Origin of the sequence: Shewanella oneidensis MR-1, from assembly GCF_000146165.2 — a bacterium.
Taxonomy (GTDB): Bacteria; Pseudomonadota; Gammaproteobacteria; order Enterobacterales; family Shewanellaceae; genus Shewanella; species Shewanella oneidensis.
In genome coordinates, this window is sequence record NC_004347.2 from 3,601,901 (window position 1) to 3,622,121 (window position 20,221).

Genomic DNA, 20,221 nt, shown 5'->3' on the forward strand with positions numbered 1-20,221 from the left:
CTTATAACATTCTCATCGTCCCTAGAACTTAGGAAACAGCGCTGCGGCTATGAACCCTGTCAACAACATGACCAAATACAGCTTACGTTCTTGGGTTCTGGTGCTAGCGCTTGCGCCGACGATCTTAGTCGGTATTCTGCTGGGCAGCTACTTTACCATAAATCGCTTCTATGAACTCGAAGATACGCTGATTGAACAGGGCAGTAATATTATCGAGCCCTTGGCAATTGCCAGCGAAGTGGGACTGGTTGGCAATGATAGGGAAGCGACTAAGAGACTCCTTGCCGCCGCCCAACTCAATAAATCCACGCTCGTAAAATCCATTGCCATTTTTGACATTCATAATCAACTCTTTGTCACATCGCATTACCACAAAGATTTCGAGATCATGCGCTACAAAGAAGCGCTAACCAATCTGCAAAAAACCGAAATAGAACATGTGGGCGACAGTCTTATTCTACGCACGCCCATCTTTGCGACTGCAACGCCCACGGGGAGTGAGCCTGCGAATGTTGATATCCAAACCGATAATGGCGAGTTACTCGGCTATATCTCGGTAATTATCAATAAAGAACGCGCCTTGCTCGAACAACACAGAGCCGCCGTGGCCGCCTTTATTATCGTGTTGATTGGGGTGCAATTAAACCTGCTGTTTACCTTTCGATTAGTCAAAAACGTCACCCAACCCATTACCGAAATGGTGCGAGTCGTCGCTAAAATTCGTGAGGGTAAACTGGATGCTCGGCTTCAAGGAAATCTGATTGGTGAGCTGGATCTGCTTAAACGCGGTATTAACGCCATGGCAGGCTCGTTATCGGAATATCACGATGAAATGCAGCAAAATATCGATCAGGCGACCTCTGATTTGCGGGAAACCTTAGAGCAAATCGAAATCCAAAACGTTGAGCTCGATTTAGCCAAAAAACGCGCGTTAGAGGCCAGCCGGATTAAGTCTGAGTTTTTGGCTAATATGTCCCACGAGCTGCGCACACCGCTTAATGGTGTGATTGGTTTTGCGCGCCAGTTAGTAAAAACCCCATTGCACTCTAGCCAAGTGGATTACATTAATACCATCGAACGTAGTGCCACTAATCTGCTGGCCATTATCAACGATATTCTCGACTTCTCTAAACTCGAAGCCGGTAAAATGGTGCTAGAAAGCATGCCATTTGGTTTAAGGGAAACCCTGGGTGAAACCATCACCTTAATCTCCGGTAGCGCACAGGCCAAGGGGCTTGAGTTAGTTGTCGATATCGCGCCGAATGTCCCCGACAATGTCAATGGCGATTCGATGCGTGTTTGTCAAATTATCAATAACTTAGTTGGCAACGCTATCAAGTTTACCGACTCAGGCAGCGTACTGGTTAAATTAGAATTACAAGCCCAAACCGATGAGCAGGTTGTGCTGCGCTGTGATGTTATCGATACCGGGATTGGGATCGATGAAAGCCAGCAGGACTTCCTCTTCCAAGCCTTTGGTCAAGCCGACTCATCGATATCTCGCCGTTTTGGCGGAACAGGGCTTGGGCTGGTGATCACTAAGCGGCTCGTCAATCAAATGGGCGGACAAATAGGCTTTACCTCGTCGGTGGATAAGGGCTCTAACTTCTGGTTTACTCTGCCGTTAGGCCTTGGTCAGTTCCAAATTGGCGATTCGTTGCCTCTTGAAAAACTACAAAATAAAACCGTGCTCTTTTATGAGCCAAGAGTGCTCACCCATTCAGTGATTAGTCGTCAGTTAAAACAATGGGATACTAAGGTCACTCACCATCAGCATATTCCTAGTTTACAGACAACCCTATCAACGACTGAGCATCAATTTGATTATGTGTTGTTAAGTTGCCATGGGTTTAACAATCCAAACCATTTGGTCAGCACCTTAATTCAAGCCAAAGCTAAAACGGATTGTTTGATTGTGCTGTTCGACTGCCAAGAACAAGACATGTTAAGCCAATTTATTCGCCCCAATGCTGACGTGGTGTTATCACTGCCCGTAAGCGAACACCAACTGGCGCGTAATATGCTCTACCCACCGATGGAATATGACCTATTACCGCCCGTAAGCATTGCTGTACCTGCAGCCCGCCAATCGCTTACCGTATTAGCGGTGGATGATAACTTCGCCAATTTAAAGCTTATAGATACCTTACTCAATGAGTTAGTCACTACCGTTATCGCCGTCAATAGCGGTGAGGAAGCGGTAAAACAGGCGAAGACTCGCACTTTTGATCTTATCTTTATGGATATTCAAATGCCGGGCACCGATGGCATCAGTGCCACCAAACAAATTCGCCAAGGTTCGATGAACCGCAATACGCCGATTATTGCCGTGACCGCCCATGCGATTGCCGAGGAGCGCGAGCTGATTTTAGGTAGCGGCATGGATGGTTATTTGCCCAAACCCATAGATGAAGCCGCACTTAAAGCGGAGATTAACCGCTGGATCACGCGGCCTAAATTCACTCACTTTGATTTACATACCCTCAACTGGGATCTATGCCTGACCCAAGCTAACCATAAGTCGGGCTTAGCGTTAGATATGCTACGTATGCTGCTCGATTCTCTGCCTCAAACTGTATCAGCCATAGAAGCGGCATTGAGCCAGAACGATCAAGTAACGATGCTCAGCACCATCCACAAACTCCATGGCGCAAGTTGCTATTGCGGGGTACCTACTACCCAGCGTTTATGCCAAGAGATTGAATCTGCGTTAAAACGTGAGGCCCGTGTTGAAGATCTCGAACCGGAAATACTAGAGTTACTTGATGAGCTAACTAAGGTAGAATCGGCAGCAAAACAAGTGCTATCACAGCTATCAGCGGAAATAACAGATGACCAAAAAAACGGGCTTCTTTAAGCGTTTAAAAGCGCTAGAACTACCACAGAAAAAACTCTTTGCCATTGCCCTTTGCCAACGAATGTTACCCAACTATCAATTGTTTTCAGAGGTTTGCGAGTTTGGAGATCCTGCGGTACTAAGCACAGTGCTCGAGCTTCTTTGGCAATCCCAGTACGACAACAAGCTGAAGTTCAATATTGATGTGCATTTACAGCGCTTAGAAGACAACACCCCAGAACCCGCCGATTTTGACACCTACGGTGTTTATCCTGCGATGGATGCCGTGGTTGCGCTCTCCACTTTACTTGGGGCGATTCAAACCAATCTTGAGGAAGATATCACCAATATCAGCAAGTTATCCTCAAGCACTGTGGCAAACTACATTGAAACCATTAGCGATGTGGATTTAACCGATGACGCCTTAGATGACTATGTCTTCGCCCATGAAGTGATGGAAGAAGAAAGAGCACTGCAAAATACGCTGCTCGAAATCATCGAAGAAAATCCCAAAATTACCGCCGAATTCGTTAAAGGTTTGCGTAAAGATATTATCGAAGCGGGTGTATCGAATATCGGTATCAGCGTCGCGTAAATATCAAACCCAAACTAGCTGAAGATCTAGGATTCATCTCTTCAGTTGCCTTGAGTATCTCGCCCATGTTACCTAAAGTCATTTACGGTTTAGGTAACATGATACGGCAGATTTAAATCACGGGAGGATTGGGGTAAATTAACACCCCATTCAATATGAAAAAACTCGTTTATCAAGGATTTATCTTAACAAACAGCGAAGGCCGTACCGATACTTGGAAACTCACCATAAGCGAGCAAAATCGTATTGGTTCTTTGTTTGAGCTGCGCCGTTTAGTCAATTATTACCTTGAACTCGGCATTGTGCCCGCCACACGTACTAGCCTGCAAGATGCAAAGCAAACGCAAAACTCCATGAGCAAAAATACCCTTAAACCCCGTAAACGCGAATCTTAAGCCATTGAAAAAAGTTCGGGCGCCTTAGACTGCATAAACTCGATAAACACCCTCACCTTCAGCGGTTGCTGACTACGCTGGTGATAAAGAATCGAAATCCTACGTTGTTCGCCAATCCATTCCGGTAAGAGCACTTTTAAACGCCCCTCTTTAATCTGTTGTTTTACAAATAATTCTGGCCCATAGAGAATGCCGCCATGATCTAAAGTCGCCTGAATCGCACCATGGAGATCCGTGAGCGTGAGTTTTGTTGGGCCATTAAAATAGAAAGACTCGCCATTAGGGTGCTTTAAATGCCAATTAAACAGCGGCCAAACTTTGATCAGCTGATGATTTTCAAGATCATCGGGATGGGTTAATTCAGGGGCATGGGCTAAATATTCCGGCGTCGCAAAGAGTCGATAATCAAGCTCACCTAAAGTGCTCGACACCCACGAGGAGTCAGGTTGGGCACCGCCCACAATCGCTACATCAATGCCTTTATCAATTAAATCCACTAACTCATTGCTTTGGGAAATGTGTAAGCGGATATCGGGATATAAACGGCCAAACTCATTTAAAGCGTGAATAAAAATAATTGAAATAATCGAAATCGGCGCCGCAATCCGCAATGTGCCTTCGGGTTTATCGCTGCCTATGCCACTGAGTTCATCGAACTGCGCAATCACGCTTTGATAACGCTGAAATAACGCTAGACCTTCCTCGGTTAACCTCAACTTGCGGGTACTTCGCATAAACAATTGCTTATCGAGTTTTTCTTCAAGTTTTGCCAGCTTACGACTCACTGTAGCGATAGGCATATCGAGATCTTTAGCAGCTTGGGAAAAACTCCCCGCATTGACTAAATGCACAAACAGGTAAATTAACTGTAGCTCGCCGCCAACATCATCCGCCATCTTCAATCCCAATCGTTTAGCGTGAGTGCTACTTATCGGTATAAGGCACTAACTCATTGTGTTTTAAACGTAGAATTATTCATTTCTACGACCATAGCGCAATAGCCTCGAAGGCTAATCCTATGCTATTTTGCCCATAAATTTACTGCACTAGCGCCGATTATTGTCAATTCGCTGAGATAGTCGCTGGGACGCTCTTGCTCGGCATGAATCAGATTAAGCGTCAGTAAGCTTGTATTACAGGATAAGAAACACAAAAGGATGAGTGAGGGATATGACCATTTTAACCCCTCTGTTTGCCGTCTTCGGGATCATGCTACTGGGCACACTTGTGCAAAAACTGCGTTTTCTCCCAGTTGAAACCGACCAAGTGCTCAATCAATATGTCTACTATATTGCGTTTCCTGCTGTACTCTTGATTGCACTGGCGCAGCAACCGATTGAGGAAATTCTGCAATGGCGGTTTATCGCAGGCTACAGTGCCGCCATGCTGGTGATTTACCTAATGTGTATTGGTATATCATTACTCGTTAACCCAAAACAGCATGCTATCGCCGCCGTGCGCGCCCTCAACGCCACCTTTGGCAATACCGCATTTATTGGTATTCCGCTGCTGGTGATTATATTTCCTGAACAACAAAGCGCCCTGGTCGCCGCCATAGCCAGTTTATTGTCCGTGCTTATGTTTGCTGTGGCCTTGGTCTCGCTGGAGCTTACGACAAATAAACACAGACAACACCACGCTGTGGTAATTATGTGTTTGGCCATCACTAAAAACCCCATCGTTATCGGCTGCTTTATCGGCATTAGTATCTCGGCGCTTGGGATCACACTGCCGTCTGGCGTGGCATTAATGATCCAACAAATAGGTAATACCTCAAGCCCCTGCGCCCTATTTGCCGTCGGCATGGTATTAGCTAAAGCCATGCGTTACCAAAAAGATAGTAAGTTATTCAGCCTGACAAATTTTGTCGAACTGTGCCTTATCAACCTCTTTAAATTAATCCTACAACCCGCATTGGTTTTCTTCATGCTTAAAAGCATTGGCGTTACAGGAGATTACTTAGTAATGGGCGTTATCCTCAGTGCCTTACCTACGGCGGCCAGTGTCTATTTACTTGCTCAGCGCTATAACACCCAAGCCTCAACCTGTGCGCAGGGGATATTATTTGGCACTATTGTGACTTTTTTCAGCTTGCCCATTTTAGAACAACTTGTTAAAACCTATTCATAAACAAGCTATTAGACTTTAGCTTGTCGCAATATGTCGATTATTCACCCAAAGTTACTTTACTGTATATAAAATCAGTATATACTGTTTATCAATACAGTGATTTGGTAAGTTTTTCGACAGGAACTCACTATGCTTTGCCAACTCAGCATCAATAATTTCGCTATCGTCCGTTTTCTCGAACTGGATTTTAGCCCCGGTATGACCAGCATTACCGGCGAAACTGGTGCCGGTAAATCCATCGCCATCGACGCCTTAGGCCTGTGCCTAGGCAATCGCGCCGATGCCAGCAGTGTCCGTCCTGGCGCGAGTAAAACCGAAGTCAGTGCCCGATTTTCGCTACACGATGTTCCCCTTGCTAAACGTTGGCTCGAGGATAACGATCTCGAACTTGATGACGAATGTATTCTACGGCGCACCATTGGTAGCGATGGCCGCTCACGCGCCTATATTAATGGCAATCCCGTACCTTTAACTCAACTCAAATTACTCGGGCAATTGCTTGTGGGGATCCATGGTCAGCACGCCCACCACGCCATGCTAAAGAGTGAACATCAACTAACCTTGCTCGACAGCTATGCTAACCATAGACTGCTGATTGATACCGTCACGGCCAGTTATCAACGCTGCAAACAAATCGAAGCTGAACTCAAGCAATTAGAAGCCTCGCAGCATGAACGTATTGCCCGTAAACAGCTGGTGCAATATCAAGTTGAAGAGCTAGATGAATTCGACCTCAAGGTCGGTGAATTTGAAGAAATTGAGCAAGAGCATAAACGCCTCGCCAATGGCACTGAACTGGTGGATAGCTGCCAAGCCAGCCTATATTTACTCACTGACGGCGAAGAGAGCAATATTGAGTCACTGCTTAACAAGGTAGTAAGCCTTGCCGAAAACCTGCAAAGCTACGATCCTGCATTGACCAATGTCAGCACTATGTTGAATGAAGCCCTCATTCAAGTACAAGAGAGTGCAGGAGAATTACAGCATTACCTGAGTAAACTCGAACTCGATCCAGCGTATTTTGCCTATCTAGAGGAAAGACTCTCAAAGGCCATGCAACTGGCACGTAAGCACCATGTCAGCCCTGACAAATTAGCCGAGCATCATTTGGCACTCAAAGCGGAACTCACAACCCTCGATGACGATGAAACTAAGTTAGAGGAAATCCAACTCCAAGTTGAAGCGAGTAAATCAGCTTACTTAGCAAACGCACAAAAACTGAGTCAGAGCCGCGCGCGCTATGCAAAAGAGCTGGATAAACTGGTGACTCAATCCATCCACGAGCTGAATATGCCCAAGGGTAAGTTCACTATTGAAGTTAATTTTAATCCCGAGATTATGTCGGTAAATGGTAGCGATAACATAGAGTTTATGGTCACAACCAACCCAGGACAGCCTTTACAACCGATTTCACGGGTTGCCTCTGGCGGTGAATTGTCTCGTATCGGTTTAGGGATCCAAGTGATAACCGCCAAGAAAGTAGCCACTCCTACCCTTATTTTTGATGAAGTGGATGTCGGAATTTCAGGCCCGACCGCTGCTGTGGTTGGCAGAATGCTGCGTAGCTTAGGGGAATCGACTCAAGTACTTTGTGTAACCCATTTACCTCAAGTTGCAGGTAATGGTCATCAACATATGTTTGTGAATAAATTCAACAAGGCGGGAAGTACAGAAACCACAATGACGCCTTTGGATAAGGAGCAACGTATCCAAGAATTAGCCAGACTTCTCGGTGGCGACACGATTACCTCTAACACTCTCGCCAATGCACGAGAACTATTACAGTAAGAGCACTATTACAGTAAGTCACAGCAAAGAGAATAACGCGTGATAGCCAATACCTTATCTACAACAGATAAGGCATTGGCATTTATAGGGTAACTAACTTCAACTCGGGTTAACTAAGATAAATAACCTAAAGATATTATTGGCTAATAACGACAATCACTTGCAGACAAATAAGTGCAAAAACACCTGCTAAGACATCATCTATCATAATGCCAAAACCACCTTCCACTTTGGCATCAAGCCATCGAATCGGCCATGGTTTTAGGATGTCAAATAGCCGAAACAGCGCAAAACCGACTGCGAGCCACAGAATACCGGCGGGGGCGGCAATCATAGTGATCAATAAACCTGCAACTTCATCCCATACAATCGCGCCATGGTCGTGTACCCCCATGTCATTAGCGGCCTTATCACAGATATAAATCCCAGCAATCACGCACACTAAAGTTGCGGCTAAATACCACGCCAAAGGTAACTGCGCCAACAGTAAATAGACAGGAATCGCCGCCAAAGTGCCAAAAGTACCGGGAGCTTTAGCCGCTAAGCCACTGCCAAAACCGAGGGCTAAAAAATGAATGGGATTTTTAAGGGACAGGCGCGATAGCGCCTGATCTTGGGATAACAACTTCATTAAAAATGCTCAAAACCATGGTACGGTGGCGTAAATAGCTCACCATTAAGTTGCAACTTAAGCTTACTGCCCGCACAGATTTGCCCAACACGGACAAACTTAGTACCTGCATGGCTGAGGGCGGTTTCTAACGCACCTTTTTGCGCCTCTGGCACAGTAAATAACAGCTCATAATCTTCGCCACCCGTGAGTGCATAACCTAAAGCATGCTCTTCACTCACGGTGTCTTGCATCGCACGAGATAAAGGAATAGCGCCAACATCAACGACCGCACCAACCTTTGACGCCTTGAGGATATGCCCAATATCCGAGATAAAACCGTCGGATAGATCGATGGCACTGGATGCCAAAGAGCGTAATGACTGCCCCGCTAATACTCTCGGTGTCGGACGATAATGGCGATTAATTAAGAACTCTTTGTGCTCCGCTCGTGCATGTTGCACACAGCGGATCAAGTCCAGCCCTAAGGCTGAATCACCAAGCGTCCCCGTCACATAGATCCAGTCGCCAGCTTTAGCACCATGACGAGTCAATGCTTTACCTTGCGGCACTTGCCCATGCACTGTGATATTAATCGCTCTGGGCCCGCGAGTCGTGTCACCACCAATTAAGGCAATACCGTAATAATCTGCCGCTTCAAAGAGGCCTTCACTAAAACCACTTAGCCATGTCTCGTTAACCTCAGGCAAAGTGAGTGCAAGCGTCATCCATGCAGGCTCAGCCCCCATTGCCGCTAAATCAGAAAGATTTACCGCTAGGGCTTTGTAACCTAAGGCTTGAGGTGGAATATCAGGGAAGAAGTGAACATTTTCGACTAAGGTATCGCAGGAAATGGCGATCGACTTGTTTTCGGCGGGCTGCACAAGGGCGCAATCGTCACCAATACTTAATTTGACATCACGGCGCGTCGGGCCGCGGTGATTGAAATAACATTCAATAAGTTGGAATTCTTTCACTGTACAGTTTGGCGCGACTCACATCGGCCACCTTTGTTAGCAATGAAAAACGGTATCCTAAGATACCGTTTGTCCTTATTACTTACGTGCAACCAGTTTGTCGAGTAATCCATTAACAAACTTATGGCTTTCATCCGCACCGAAAGCTTTAGCCAATTCAATCGCCTCGTTAATGGCAACTTTAAATGGCACATCTTTACGGAAAGTCAGCTCATAGGCCGCTAAGCGTACTATGGCTTTCTCCACTGGAGACACCTCATCAATGGGGCGATCTAAGTGTGGAATGATCAACTCATCCAGTTGGGTTTTCTTAGTTGCAACGCCTGCAAATAGCTCACGAAAATAAGCTACGTCTACACCATCGAGACTCTGTTCAGTTAAAAACTCATGCTCGACATCGGCAATATTATTCCCGCTTAGTTGCCATGAATAGATGGCTTGAACGGCTAAACGGCGGGCCTTGCGGCGCTCAGAAGGCTTCATTATTTTTCCTACTATTACAACTGTTGTTCAAGCTGTTGCAGAACGTTGACCATTTCAAGCAAGCTTAGAGCAGCTTCGCCGCCTTTGTTACCCGCTTTAGTACCTGAACGCTCAATAGCTTGTTCAATGGTATCTGTAGTCAATACACCGAAAGCAACGGGCAGATCGAACTCTAATGCAATTTGAGCCAGACCTTTGTTACATTCGCCTGCAACAAAATCAAAGTGAGGGGTACCACCACGGATTACCGCACCAAGTGCAATAATACCGTCAAACTTACCACTTGCGGCAACACGACGTGCAGCCAGCGGTAACTCAACCGCACCAGGTACACGGACAACAGTGATGTTTTCATCACTGACTTGGCCAAAACGTTTCAGCGTGTCAAGTGCACCTTCAAGCAGGCTTTCGACTAAAAAGCTGTTAAAACGCGAAATTACAATCGCAACTTTGGCATTCTTCGCTTCGATATTACCTTGAACTACGTTCATTTTCTTACCTAATTTAGCTAAAGCACCCAGCTCTGGGCGAAAAGTGGCGACATGATACCACAGTCAATTGCCCGCGGCCTTATGCAAATGATAGAAATGGTTAATTTTACCTTAGTGCAACCTATTACAAGCTTAACCTGTTACTCAGCTACGCATTCGGTCACTTCAAGGCCAAAGCCTGAAAGTGAGTGATAACGTTTGGGCGAGCTTAAGAGTCGCATTTTTGTCACGCCTAAACTGGCGAGGATTTGCGAACCCACACCTACACGGCGTGAGGTGCCTTGCCATTTAGCCGATACTGGGGTCTGACCTTGATCTTCCGCTTCAAAGGCTTTGACTTTGGCGAGGATTTCACTGGAATGTTCCTGATTGCCAAGCAGTACTAATACACCACCTTCGGCAGAAATCCGCGCCATCGCTTTTTCGAGCGGCCAGCTACGTTGCTGATCACGCTCAGAGTGAAGTAGATCGTTAAAGGTATTCTGTAAATGTACCCGTACTAAACAGTCAGGCTTCACCTCGCCTTTCACTAAGGCAAAGTGCAATTGATTGTCGATAGTATCCCTAAAGGTCACCATATCGAACTCACCGAAACGGGTTGGCAGTTTGCATTTGGCTTCACGCACAACGGTCGTTTCTTTGGTATTACGGTATTCAATCAGGGCCGCAATAGTGCCGATTTTAATGCCATGTTTTTCAGAGAAAATCTCTAAATCTGGGCGACGGGCCATAGTGCCGTCTTCGTTCAAAATTTCAACAATCACCCCCGATGGTTCAAGCCCTGCTAAACGGGCTAAATCACAGCCCGCTTCAGTGTGACCTGCGCGGGTTAATACGCCACCATCCTGCGCCATTAACGGGAAGATATGCCCAGGCTGAACTAAGTCCGACGCTTTAGCATCTTTTGCTACGGCCGCTTTAACGGTTACAGCGCGATCGTGGGCCGAAATCCCTGTGGTTACGCCTTCGGCAGCTTCAATCGATACCGTAAAGTTGGTCGAGAACTGCGCATTGTTATTGGTTACCATCAAGGGCAGATTTAACTGCTGGCAACGGGCCTTGGTCATCGTTTGGCAGATTAACCCGCGGCCGTATTTCGCCATAAAGTTAATCGCTTCTGGCGTCACCATTTCGGCCGCCAAAATCAGATCGCCTTCGTTTTCTCTGTCCTCGTCATCCATCAAAATAACCATTTTGCCTTGACGAATATCCTCGATGATCTCTTCTATACTGTGCAGCGCCATTGTAGGACCTTTATAATGTGACTGTTGTTATGAATTCTATACCTAAGTGAACTGAGTGCCAGTGTACTAACGCACAAAGCCAGCACGGGCTAACATTTCCATGGTCACCCCTCCGCCTTGGGTTTCTTTGCTGTCAAAACGCATTAAACGCTCTAAATAACGGGCAATTAAGTCCACTTCAATATTGACCTTATCGCCTGCTTTTAAATCCACCAACGTGGTTTCACCTGCAGTATGGGGCACAATCGTTAATCGAAAACGGTGTCCATCGACTTCGTTTACTGTCAGGCTCACGCCATCAATCGTGATAGAACCTTTATGGGCAATATAGCGAGCAAGCTCCGTGGGAGCCGCTAACCAAAATTCGATTGCTTGACCACGAGCAAGACGCTGCTCAACAGTAGCAATCCCATCCACATGACCACTCACCATATGGCCGCCTAAACGAGTAGTTGGGGTGACGGCCTTTTCAAGATTGACCTTAGTACCCACTTTATAGTTTGCAAAACCTGTAAGGCTGACGGTTTCAGCTGACACATCAGCCACATAGCCATCGGCTAACTGTTGAACCACGGTCAAACATACACCGTTGGTGGCGATACTGTCGCCTAAACGCACATCGGTTAAATCCAGTTTGCCACTGGCGACCGTTAAGCGAATATCATCGCCTTTACGCTCAAGCTTTCGCAGTGTACCAACGGCCTCAATAATCCCAGTAAACATGGTTAACTCACTTATTCGCTAAAGATGGATTGGACTCGAGCCTCAAGGTGAAGCGCGTATCCGCGCCCACTTTACGCTCGTCGACCAATTTGAGGGTCGGAATATCGGCCATCATTTGATAATCGGGTAATTCAAGTAGATTACGTCCTTGGCCGCCAAGGATTTTCATCGCTTGATAAAGCACTAATTCATCGGCTAATCCTGAGCCGATAAAGGCGCCAGCTAAAGTCGCGCCCGCTTCGATAAGCACCTGATTACAGCTTTTGCCTAAATAGCTTAATAGTGCAGACAAGGAGATTCGACCCTCAATGGCTGGTAATTGGAGGCAAGTCACATGGGCGGGTAATTGCACCATAAAGTCTGACGAATAGCTCACTGTCGAGACTAATAAAATGGGTGATTCAATCGCAAACAATGCTGCCGTGATAGGCATGCGGGCGCGACTGTCCAAAACCACTCGCAGCGGCTGTAAAACCTGCGACTCACTCAATTGCGCTCTTAAACTGCCAAGCTCTGAGTAGCGCACATTGAGCGATGGATCATCGGCCAGTACCGTTTCAATCCCCGTGATCAGCGCGCAGGATCGTAATCTTAAGCGCTGCACATCGCGGCGAGCTTCAGGGCCAGTGATCCATTTAGACACCCCGTTTGATAACGCAGTTTTACCATCAAGACTCGCGGCAAGCTTTACCGTCACCCAAGGTAGACCCGACTCCATGCGCTTCATAAAACCAAGATTTAAGGCATAGGCCTCATCACGATGCAAGCCCACATCCACTTGAATACCCGCATCGCGCAGCATTTGAATACCGCGCCCGCCGACCTGCGGATTAGGATCTTCAACCGCCACCACCACCCGCTTTACACCAATATTGATCAGCGCCAAGGCGCAGGGCGGCGTACGACCATAATGGCTGCAGGGTTCTAAGGTGACATAAGCAGTCGCGCCACGGGCAAGCTCGCCAGCCATGCGCAGCGCATGCACTTCAGCGTGGGGCTCTCCGGCTTTTTGATGATAACCTTCACCGACAATCTGGTTATCGTTAACGATAACGCAGCCCACACTGGGATTGGGGCGAGTGGTATAAAATCCTTTGCGAGCCAATTGAATAGCTCGGCTCATCATTTGGTTATCGAGTACTGACCAATTCATATAAACCCTATGATATTTTGAGTCATCCGCTTTTAGCGCATTGCTACACACTTTAACCAGATGCTATCAAAAACTATTTTTGCAGCTTAGCAATCGCCTCACCGAATTCGGAGACATCCTCAAAGGCGCGATAAACCGATGCGAAACGAATGTAGGCGACTTTATCTAGGCTCATTAACTGCTCCATCATCAAGTTACCTATCATCTCTGAAGGCACTTCACGCTCGCCAGTAGCCCGTAGTGTCGATTTAATTTTACTTAAGGCCTGCTCGATTTCATCCATGGAGACGGGGCGCTTTTCGACCGCACGCAACATGCCCGCTTGCAATTTTTCTTCATCGAAGGGTTGGCGCGTGCCATCACGTTTAATCACCCGTGGCATCACTAATTCGGCACCTTCGAAGGTGGTGAATCGTTCGTGGCATTCGGTGCATTCTCGACGGCGACGCACTTGATGGCCTTCCGCCACTAATCGGGAATCGATCACTTTGGTATCTGTCGCGCTGCAAAATGGACAATGCATTGAGCCTCCTGCCGTGAATGGGGTATAACCTTTGGCTTTACGATGCTATCTAAGATTAACTCGTTTGGTTTAAGTCTACGATTTTAGCAATAAAAATGGCCGCTTAAAGCGGCCATGGGATTTTATCCTATTTATGGGCTGAGGTTAACTACCTGATGGTTGTTAGACTCAGTCCCATAAAATTAACAGGTTAACCGTAAACAGGGAAACGAGCGCACAGTGCCAATACTTGGCCTTTTACGCGCTCGATGACCGCAGGATTATGGGCATCGTCGAGGATGTCACAGATCCAACCAGTTAATTGTTTCGCTTCGGCTTCTTTAAAGCCACGGCGCGTAATCGCAGGGGTACCGATACGTACACCAGAAGTCACGAATGGTGAACGAGGGTCATTCGGCACTGAGTTTTTATTCACGGTAATGTTAGCGCTGCCTAAGGCGGCATCGGCTTCTTTACCGGTCAAGTCACGACCAATCAGGTCAACTAGCATTAAGTGGTTGCTGGTTCCGCCAGAGACGATTTTGTAACCGCGCTCAAGGAACACTTCAACCATAGCTTTAGCATTATTAACCACTTGCTGTTGGTAGGTTTTGAATTCTGGCTCTAGAGCTTCTTTGAAGGCAACCGCTTTACCCGCGATAACGTGCATCAAAGGACCACCTTGACCGCCAGGGAATACCGCAGAGTTTAGCTTCTTGTATAGCTCTTCATCATCGGCAGCAGACAGGATGATACCACCACGAGGACCCGCTAAGGTCTTGTGGGTCGTTGAAGTCACAACGTGAGCGTGTGGCACAGGGTTTGGATACACGCCAGCAGCAATAAGACCCGCTACGTGCGCCATATCAACGAACAGATAAGCACCGATTTTGTCTGCAATTTCGCGCATTCTTGCCCAGTCAACAATACCTGAGTAAGCAGAGAAACCACCGATCATCATCTTAGGTTTGTGTTCTACGGCCAGACGTTCCATTTCGTCATAGTCGATTTTGCCTGATTCATCGATACCGTAAGGAATGATGTTGTACAGTCTACCTGAGAAGTTTACAGGTGAACCGTGGGTCAAGTGACCACCGTGGGCTAAATTCATCCCTAAAACGGTATCGCCTGGTTTTAACAATGCCATATAAACGGCGCTGTTTGCTTGAGAACCTGAGTGAGGTTGTACGTTTGCGTAAGTCGCACCAAACAGTTGTTTTGCACGCTCAATCGCTAAGGTTTCAACTACGTCCACATACTCACAACCACCGTAGTAACGCTTGCCAGGATAACCTTCGGCGTACTTGTTGGTTAATTGTGAACCTTGTGCTTGCATCACGCGTGGACTGGTGTAGTTTTCAGAAGCAATCAGCTCAATATGCTCTTCTTGACGCAGAGTTTCGTTCTGAATTGCGTTGAACAGTTCCGGATCATAATCTGCGATATTCATATCTTTTTTCAGCATTGCTTACTCCAGCGGCTAATTCTTATAGGTAGGGTTGCGCGGTATTCTACTCGTAACGAGTTGACAATCCCAGTCTCTGAAACATGAAAATCCTACAGTTTTAACTTGAATGCACCTCAATGCCGAGTTGAGTTCGGCGCGCAATCGAGTAGAATTAGCCGCATCATTAGTCACTTATAGATGCAGAAAAATGGCTCAGTTTGTTTACAGCATGTTGCGGGTGGGCAAGGTTGTTCCGCCTAAGAAGCAGATCCTTAAAGACATTTCCTTAAGCTTTTTCCCCGGCGCTAAGATCGGTGTGTTAGGTCTTAACGGTTCAGGTAAATCAACCCTACTGCGCATTATGGCCGGTATTGATACTGAGATTGAGGGTGAAGCGCGCCCTATGCCAGGGTTGAAGATTGGTTACCTGCCACAGGAACCTAAGCTCGATCCGAATCAAACCGTGCGTGAAGCGATTGAAGAAGCAGTTTCTGAAGCCAAAAATGCCCTCAAACGCTTAGACGAAGTCTATGCCGCCTATGCAGAGCCCGATGCAGACTTCGACGCACTTGCCAAAGAGCAAGGCGAACTTGAAGCAATTATTCAGGCACAGGACGCGCACAATCTGGATAATATCCTTGAGCGTGCAGCTAACGCACTGCGTCTGCCTGATTGGGATGAAAAAATCGAAGTGCTATCAGGTGGTGAGCGCCGCCGTGTAGCAATTTGTCGTCTGCTGCTGGAAAAACCAGAGATGCTGCTGCTCGATGAACCCACCAACCACTTGGATGCCGAATCGGTGGCGTGGCTCGAGCACTTCCTGCAGGAATATGCCGGCACAGTGGTGGCAATTACCCACGACCGTTACTTCCTCGACAATGCTGCAGGCTGGATTTTAGAACTTGACCGTGGTGAGGGTATCCCATGGGAAGGCAACTACTCTTCATGGCTTGAGCAAAAAGATGCCCGCTTAAAGCAGGAATCAGCCGCAGAAAGCGCCCGTCAAAAGACCATTGCGAAAGAATTAGAATGGGTTCGCCAAGGTGCGAAAGGCCGTCAGTCTAAAGGCAAGGCCCGTATGGCGCGCTTTGAAGAACTGAACACTAACGATTACCAAAAACGTAACGAAACTAACGAGCTGTTTATTCCACCAGGACCGCGTTTAGGTGACAAGGTCATTGAAGTTAACAACTTAACTAAGTCCTATGGTGATCGCGTATTGATCGATAACCTGTCCTTCTCTGTACCTAAAGGCGCTATCGTCGGTATTATCGGTGCCAACGGCGCGGGTAAATCAACCCTATTCCGCATGCTTTCAGGCAGCGAACAACCCGATAGCGGCAGCATTGAACTAGGTGAAACCGTGCAATTGGCGTCGGTTGAACAGTTCCGTGATTCGATGAATGACAAAAACACCATTTGGCAAGAAATCTCCGGTGGTCAAGACATCATGCGCATCAACAACATGGAAATCCCAAGCCGCGCCTATGTCGGCCGCTTTAACTTCCGTGGTGGTGATCAGCAAAAGATTATCGGCACATTATCAGGCGGTGAGCGTAACCGTGTTCACTTAGCAAAACTGTTGCAGGCTGGCGGTAACGTACTGCTCCTCGACGAACCAACTAACGACTTAGACGTTGAAACCCTGCGCGCACTGGAGGAAGCGATTCTCGAATTCCCTGGCTGCGCTATGGTGATCTCGCACGACCGTTGGTTCCTAGACCGTATCGCGACCCACATTCTAGACTATCGCGACGAAGGTCAAGTGAACTTCTACGAAGGTAACTACACCGAGTACTCGGCGTGGTTGAAGAACACCTATGGCGCCGATGTGGTTGAGCCGCACCGCCTAAAATACAAACGCATGACGAAATAGATCTAGAATCTAGGCAAGCGTGTATCTAAGGAGGTTAACTCGAAAGGGTTAACCTCCTTTTTATTGCATTGAATTTAGGGCGTGGATTTTCTACTATTTCAGGCTGACACTATTTTCATGCTGGCACTATCTACTGCTGGCAAAGTAGGCCACCAGCATATCCATCATAACCCTTAATGTAGGCTGCATATGTTTACGGGATTGATAAACGCCATACACACCTAACGACTGGGGCTTAAAATCGCGAAGTAAAGGCACCAACTCACCAGAGTTTAAGTAAGACTTCACCGCCCACACGGGCTGCATCGCAATCCCCTCGCCCGCCAAGGTGGCGTTTAGTACCACCATAGAATCATTGGCACTTAAGTTACCTTTTACGGGGATATTAAATTGCTGCCCCGCTGATTTGCCGTCAGGATGAGTGACTAAATGATTTATTTGGGTAAAACGCCACATCACATCGCCAAAATAAGAATAGGTTAAACAGTTATGCCGAGTTAAATCCTCGGGCTGAATGATGGGTGAATGACTTGCAAGGTATCGAGGCGCAGCGCAGACCACGGATTCACATTCCCCTAAGCGCCTAGCGATTAAACTCGGATCGAGCTCATTGGTGATCCTAATCGCCATATCGATACGCTCGGCCACTAGATCAACGGTTTGGCTACTAACATGAAAGTTCACACTCGCCTGCGGGTATTGGGCTAAATAGGGGCGCACAACCGTGGGAAGAATGAGATGCGCCATAAATTGCGAGCAGCTGATCCGCAGTAACCCTCGAGGTTGGGCACTTTGGGCATGACTAACGGCGGGGACTTCCTGTGCTAATTCAAGTAAACGCTGGCAATAATCGAGCACTTGTTCGCCCGCACTGGTTAGACTCAAACGTCTTGTGGAGCGGTGCAGTAAACGTGCGCCTGACCATTCCTCCATCTCGCTTAAATATCGGGTCACCATAGAGCGAGACATATCTAAAACCTCAGCGGCACCAATCATGCTGCCACGTTCCACAATAGTTACAAACACCTTTGCCGCCTCGAGTCTATCCATGGTTTCCACCTATTGCATTCAGCGCCAAGCACTGAGTATTGGGCTTTTACACCCGTTGAAATGCCAATTAACCCGAATTATGCAACAAACAAGTGCAAGTTTCCGTGTTTATCTAACGTTTTTTGCAACCTAAACTAAGCTCACTTTTGCAGTAGTGCAAATCAACAAATCCCAATTTGAAAAATAAGTGAGTACAAAATGAAATTACTGAATCGCCAAAGCAAGATTGCTTTTAAACCCCAATTAGCTGCCGTCATGTTAGTTGCGGGAATTGGCGCAGCAGAGGCTGCACCTTTGCAAGTAAGCCATTTTAATCCGAGTGAAAACAGCATTTTTGCCGTGTCTTCAAGCTTTATCAGCGGCGAGCATGAAATGATGCTGGTCGATGCACAGTTTCAAAAAAATGATGCTCAAACCTTAGTCGACACCATTAAAGCCAGCGGTAAAAAGCTTACCTTGGTCTATATCAGCCATAGCGATCCGGATTTTTACTTTGGACTGGATGTGATTAAACAGAACTTCCCCGAGGTCGAGGTGGTCGCGACTCAGACCACAGTGGATGACATTAAAGCCTCAATGGCAGGCAAACTGGCCTATTGGGGACCGATACTAAAAGACAATGCCCCGAGCAAATTAGTACTGCCAAAGGTAGTGACCACCAATAGTTTCAGTATCGATGGCGAACAAGTGCTGATTGAAGGGCTAAACGATGCTCACCCTAAGCATACCTTCCTGTGGATACCGTCGGCTAAAACCATTACCGGTGGCGTTGAAGTGTTTGATAACACCCATGTGTGGATGGCAGATACCCAAAGTATTGAATCGCGCCAAGCTTGGTTAACCCATTTAGAAAAGATGGAAACCTTATCCCCCAAAACGGTGATCCCAGGCCATTACCTCGGCAAAGCTCGATTTGATAGCCGTGCGATAGCCTTTACCCGCGATTATATTAATGCCTTTGAAAAGGCTGCTAAAACAGCAAAAGATTCTGCAGATTTAATCGCTAAGATGCTCGCACTTTATCCACAAATCCCCACGGATGCAGGGCTTGAGATCAGTGCCAAAGTTTACATGGGCGAAATGCGCTGGCCAATGTAAGCGAATAGGGACATGGATATCTCCATGTCCCATTCAATCTGACATTCGTGCTTAGGCTAGCCCTTAAGCCAAAAGCCAGAACAAAAGACTGTTTTTGTAGGAATAATTGCAATGAACCCAACTATCAATACCAGCATGAAAGCTAAGGCCGTGTTACATGCCATTATCGACCCATTATGCGGTTGGTGTTATGCGGCCGCGCCACTCTTGGACGCCGCAGCTAATGCTGGGTTTGAGATAACACTCCACGCCGGTGGCATGCTCACTGGCCCAAGGCGCAAACAGATTGATAGCCAATGGCGCGATTATGTCATGCCCCATGACCAACGCATCGCTGCGTTAACAGGGCAAGCCTTTGGTGAAAACTACTATGAGGGCTTATTACGTGATACCAGCATTGTACTGGATTCTGCGCCCCCCATTAGAGCTATGCTTGCCGTTTATGCCTTAGGGGGTAACGATTTAGCTTACCTACATGCAGTACAACTCGCCCATTATCGCGATGGCAAATGCGCCAGTGATGAACCTAACCTACAGGTTTTGGCGGAAAAAATGGGATTAGATGGCGCAGCCTTTGCGAAGGAATTTGCCCAAAATGAAGACGCGTTTTACCAGCACATTTTGGCATCACGGGCGCTGATGAATCAGCTGGGTGCCCAAGGCTTCCCTTCAGTGGCACTCGCGACAAGTGAAGAAAATCTGCGTTTACTCAATCACAGTCGTTTTTACGGTCATCCGAGTGAGTGGCTTGTGTATCTGAATGAACAGGTGTCTTAACACAGACATTTTAACGAGCGTAGCACCCTTAAGTTTTATGCATTAA

19 protein-coding genes are annotated in these 20,221 nt (G+C 47.1%); 8 read left to right on the forward strand and 11 right to left on the reverse strand.

Features of this window, described 5'->3' with window-relative positions:
- Nucleotides 1-49: 49 nt before the first annotated feature.
- The 3 genes from barA (at nt 50) to SO_RS16170 (ending at nt 3,826) form a co-directional block, all read left to right on the forward strand.
- A complete protein-coding gene (barA, locus tag SO_RS16160; RefSeq protein WP_011073304.1) occupies nt 50-2,857 on the forward strand; it encodes a two-component sensor histidine kinase BarA in 2,808 nt (935 codons plus the stop codon).
- Entirely contained in the window at nt 2,832-3,431 is a 600-nt protein-coding gene (locus SO_RS16165) for a YjaG family protein (RefSeq protein WP_011073305.1), read from the forward strand. The genes barA and SO_RS16165 overlap by 26 nt, the downstream gene beginning before the upstream one ends.
- Before the next feature lie 155 nt (nt 3,432-3,586).
- The gene (locus tag SO_RS16170; RefSeq protein ID WP_011073306.1) at nt 3,587-3,826 is read left to right on the forward strand and encodes a DUF3319 domain-containing protein; all 240 of its coding nucleotides are present in this window, start codon (nt 3,587-3,589) and stop codon (nt 3,824-3,826) included.
- Here SO_RS16170 and lldR read toward each other — a convergent pair.
- A complete protein-coding gene (gene lldR / locus SO_RS16175) occupies nt 3,823-4,722 on the reverse strand; it encodes a LysR family transcriptional regulator LldR (RefSeq protein ID WP_011073307.1) in 900 nt (299 codons plus the stop codon). The genes SO_RS16170 and lldR overlap by 4 nt on opposite strands.
- A 274-nt stretch (nt 4,723-4,996) precedes the next feature.
- Between lldR and SO_RS16180 the strand changes: the two genes are divergently transcribed.
- Nucleotides 4,997-5,956 carry an AEC family transporter gene (locus SO_RS16180; protein WP_011073308.1) on the forward strand — a complete coding sequence of 320 codons (960 nt, stop codon included), beginning with the start codon at nt 4,997-4,999 and terminating at the stop codon, nt 5,954-5,956.
- 129 nt (nt 5,957-6,085) lie between these two features.
- Nucleotides 6,086-7,744, forward strand: coding sequence for a DNA repair protein RecN (gene recN / locus SO_RS16185; RefSeq protein ID WP_011073309.1), 1,659 nt, complete (start codon nt 6,086-6,088; stop codon nt 7,742-7,744).
- A gap of 136 nt (nt 7,745-7,880) precedes the next feature.
- Here recN and SO_RS16190 read toward each other — a convergent pair whose 3' ends face one another.
- The 9 genes from SO_RS16190 to glyA all read right to left on the reverse strand — a co-directional run bounded on the left by SO_RS16190 (nt 7,881) and on the right by glyA (nt 15,392).
- The gene (locus tag SO_RS16190; RefSeq protein ID WP_011073310.1) at nt 7,881-8,375 is read right to left on the reverse strand and encodes a phosphatidylglycerophosphatase A family protein; all 495 of its coding nucleotides are present in this window, start codon (nt 8,373-8,375) and stop codon (nt 7,881-7,883) included.
- Nucleotides 8,375-9,331 (reverse strand): thiamine-phosphate kinase, encoded by a 957-nt coding sequence (gene thiL / locus SO_RS16195; protein WP_011073311.1) that lies wholly within the window; start codon nt 9,329-9,331, stop codon nt 8,375-8,377. The genes SO_RS16190 and thiL overlap by 1 nt, the downstream gene beginning before the upstream one ends.
- A 78-nt stretch (nt 9,332-9,409) precedes the next feature.
- Nucleotides 9,410-9,814 (reverse strand): transcription antitermination factor NusB, encoded by a 405-nt coding sequence (nusB, locus tag SO_RS16200; protein ID WP_011073312.1) that lies wholly within the window; start codon nt 9,812-9,814, stop codon nt 9,410-9,412.
- Nucleotides 9,815-9,828: 14 nt separating this feature from the next.
- Nucleotides 9,829-10,305, reverse strand: coding sequence for a 6,7-dimethyl-8-ribityllumazine synthase (ribH, locus tag SO_RS16205; RefSeq protein ID WP_011073313.1), 477 nt, complete (start codon nt 10,303-10,305; stop codon nt 9,829-9,831).
- Nucleotides 10,306-10,445: 140 nt separating this feature from the next.
- Nucleotides 10,446-11,549 (reverse strand): bifunctional 3,4-dihydroxy-2-butanone-4-phosphate synthase/GTP cyclohydrolase II, encoded by a 1,104-nt coding sequence (ribBA, locus tag SO_RS16210; RefSeq protein ID WP_011073314.1) that lies wholly within the window; start codon nt 11,547-11,549, stop codon nt 10,446-10,448.
- A 66-nt stretch (nt 11,550-11,615) separates the two neighbouring features.
- Entirely contained in the window at nt 11,616-12,272 is a 657-nt protein-coding gene (locus tag SO_RS16215; protein ID WP_011073315.1) for a riboflavin synthase, read from the reverse strand.
- Between the two features lie 7 nt (nt 12,273-12,279).
- Nucleotides 12,280-13,425 (reverse strand): bifunctional diaminohydroxyphosphoribosylaminopyrimidine deaminase/5-amino-6-(5-phosphoribosylamino)uracil reductase RibD, encoded by a 1,146-nt coding sequence (ribD, locus tag SO_RS16220; RefSeq protein ID WP_011073316.1) that lies wholly within the window; start codon nt 13,423-13,425, stop codon nt 12,280-12,282.
- A gap of 73 nt (nt 13,426-13,498) precedes the next feature.
- Nucleotides 13,499-13,948, reverse strand: coding sequence for a transcriptional regulator NrdR (gene nrdR / locus SO_RS16225; RefSeq protein ID WP_011073317.1), 450 nt, complete (start codon nt 13,946-13,948; stop codon nt 13,499-13,501).
- Nucleotides 13,949-14,138: 190 nt separating this feature from the next.
- Nucleotides 14,139-15,392 (reverse strand): serine hydroxymethyltransferase, encoded by a 1,254-nt coding sequence (gene glyA, locus SO_RS16230; RefSeq protein ID WP_011073318.1) that lies wholly within the window; start codon nt 15,390-15,392, stop codon nt 14,139-14,141.
- Between the two features lie 190 nt (nt 15,393-15,582).
- On the opposite strand from glyA, the gene ettA reads away from it, so the two are divergent.
- The gene (gene ettA, locus SO_RS16235) at nt 15,583-17,250 is read left to right on the forward strand and encodes an energy-dependent translational throttle protein EttA (protein WP_011073319.1); all 1,668 of its coding nucleotides are present in this window, start codon (nt 15,583-15,585) and stop codon (nt 17,248-17,250) included.
- Nucleotides 17,251-17,376: 126 nt separating this feature from the next.
- Here the strand turns inward: ettA and SO_RS16240 are convergent, their stop codons facing one another.
- Nucleotides 17,377-18,300, reverse strand: coding sequence for a LysR family transcriptional regulator (locus SO_RS16240; RefSeq protein ID WP_011073320.1), 924 nt, complete (start codon nt 18,298-18,300; stop codon nt 17,377-17,379).
- A 198-nt stretch (nt 18,301-18,498) separates the two neighbouring features.
- Here SO_RS16240 and SO_RS16245 point away from each other — a divergent pair, with 198 nt between their 5' ends.
- Both SO_RS16245 and SO_RS16250 read left to right on the forward strand, forming a co-directional pair.
- Nucleotides 18,499-19,398: an MBL fold metallo-hydrolase gene (locus tag SO_RS16245; protein ID WP_011073321.1), complete on the forward strand. Its 900-nt coding sequence runs from the start codon at nt 18,499-18,501 to the stop codon at nt 19,396-19,398.
- Nucleotides 19,399-19,509: 111 nt separating this feature from the next.
- Nucleotides 19,510-20,175 carry a DsbA family protein gene (locus tag SO_RS16250; protein WP_011073322.1) on the forward strand — a complete coding sequence of 222 codons (666 nt, stop codon included), beginning with the start codon at nt 19,510-19,512 and terminating at the stop codon, nt 20,173-20,175.
- The last annotated feature ends 46 nt before the right edge of the window (nt 20,176-20,221 follow it).

What these genes read in the sequence shown, in the direction of transcription:
- barA (WP_011073304.1), top strand. Translation starts at nt 50, where the DNA reads ATGAACCCTGTCAACAACATGACCAAATACAGCTTACGTTCTTGGGTT.
- ribD (WP_011073316.1), bottom strand. Translation starts at nt 13,425, where the DNA reads ATGAATTGGTCAGTACTCGATAACCAAATGATGAGCCGAGCTATTCAA.
- SO_RS16215 (WP_011073315.1), bottom strand. Translation starts at nt 12,272, where the DNA reads ATGTTTACTGGGATTATTGAGGCCGTTGGTACACTGCGAAAGCTTGAG.
- SO_RS16250 (WP_011073322.1), top strand. Translation starts at nt 19,510, where the DNA reads ATGAACCCAACTATCAATACCAGCATGAAAGCTAAGGCCGTGTTACAT.
- ettA (WP_011073319.1), top strand. Translation starts at nt 15,583, where the DNA reads ATGGCTCAGTTTGTTTACAGCATGTTGCGGGTGGGCAAGGTTGTTCCG.
- SO_RS16170 (WP_011073306.1), top strand. Translation starts at nt 3,587, where the DNA reads ATGAAAAAACTCGTTTATCAAGGATTTATCTTAACAAACAGCGAAGGC.
- ribH (WP_011073313.1), bottom strand. Translation starts at nt 10,305, where the DNA reads ATGAACGTAGTTCAAGGTAATATCGAAGCGAAGAATGCCAAAGTTGCG.
- SO_RS16245 (WP_011073321.1), top strand. Translation starts at nt 18,499, where the DNA reads ATGAAATTACTGAATCGCCAAAGCAAGATTGCTTTTAAACCCCAATTA.
- SO_RS16180 (WP_011073308.1), top strand. Translation starts at nt 4,997, where the DNA reads ATGACCATTTTAACCCCTCTGTTTGCCGTCTTCGGGATCATGCTACTG.
- SO_RS16190 (WP_011073310.1), bottom strand. Translation starts at nt 8,375, where the DNA reads ATGAAGTTGTTATCCCAAGATCAGGCGCTATCGCGCCTGTCCCTTAAA.
- SO_RS16165 (WP_011073305.1), top strand. Translation starts at nt 2,832, where the DNA reads ATGACCAAAAAAACGGGCTTCTTTAAGCGTTTAAAAGCGCTAGAACTA.
- nusB (WP_011073312.1), bottom strand. Translation starts at nt 9,814, where the DNA reads ATGAAGCCTTCTGAGCGCCGCAAGGCCCGCCGTTTAGCCGTTCAAGCC.
- SO_RS16240 (WP_011073320.1), bottom strand. Translation starts at nt 18,300, where the DNA reads ATGGATAGACTCGAGGCGGCAAAGGTGTTTGTAACTATTGTGGAACGT.
- glyA (WP_011073318.1), bottom strand. Translation starts at nt 15,392, where the DNA reads ATGCTGAAAAAAGATATGAATATCGCAGATTATGATCCGGAACTGTTC.
- lldR (WP_011073307.1), bottom strand. Translation starts at nt 4,722, where the DNA reads ATGGCGGATGATGTTGGCGGCGAGCTACAGTTAATTTACCTGTTTGTG.
- recN (WP_011073309.1), top strand. Translation starts at nt 6,086, where the DNA reads ATGCTTTGCCAACTCAGCATCAATAATTTCGCTATCGTCCGTTTTCTC.
- nrdR (WP_011073317.1), bottom strand. Translation starts at nt 13,948, where the DNA reads ATGCATTGTCCATTTTGCAGCGCGACAGATACCAAAGTGATCGATTCC.
- ribBA (WP_011073314.1), bottom strand. Translation starts at nt 11,549, where the DNA reads ATGGCGCTGCACAGTATAGAAGAGATCATCGAGGATATTCGTCAAGGC.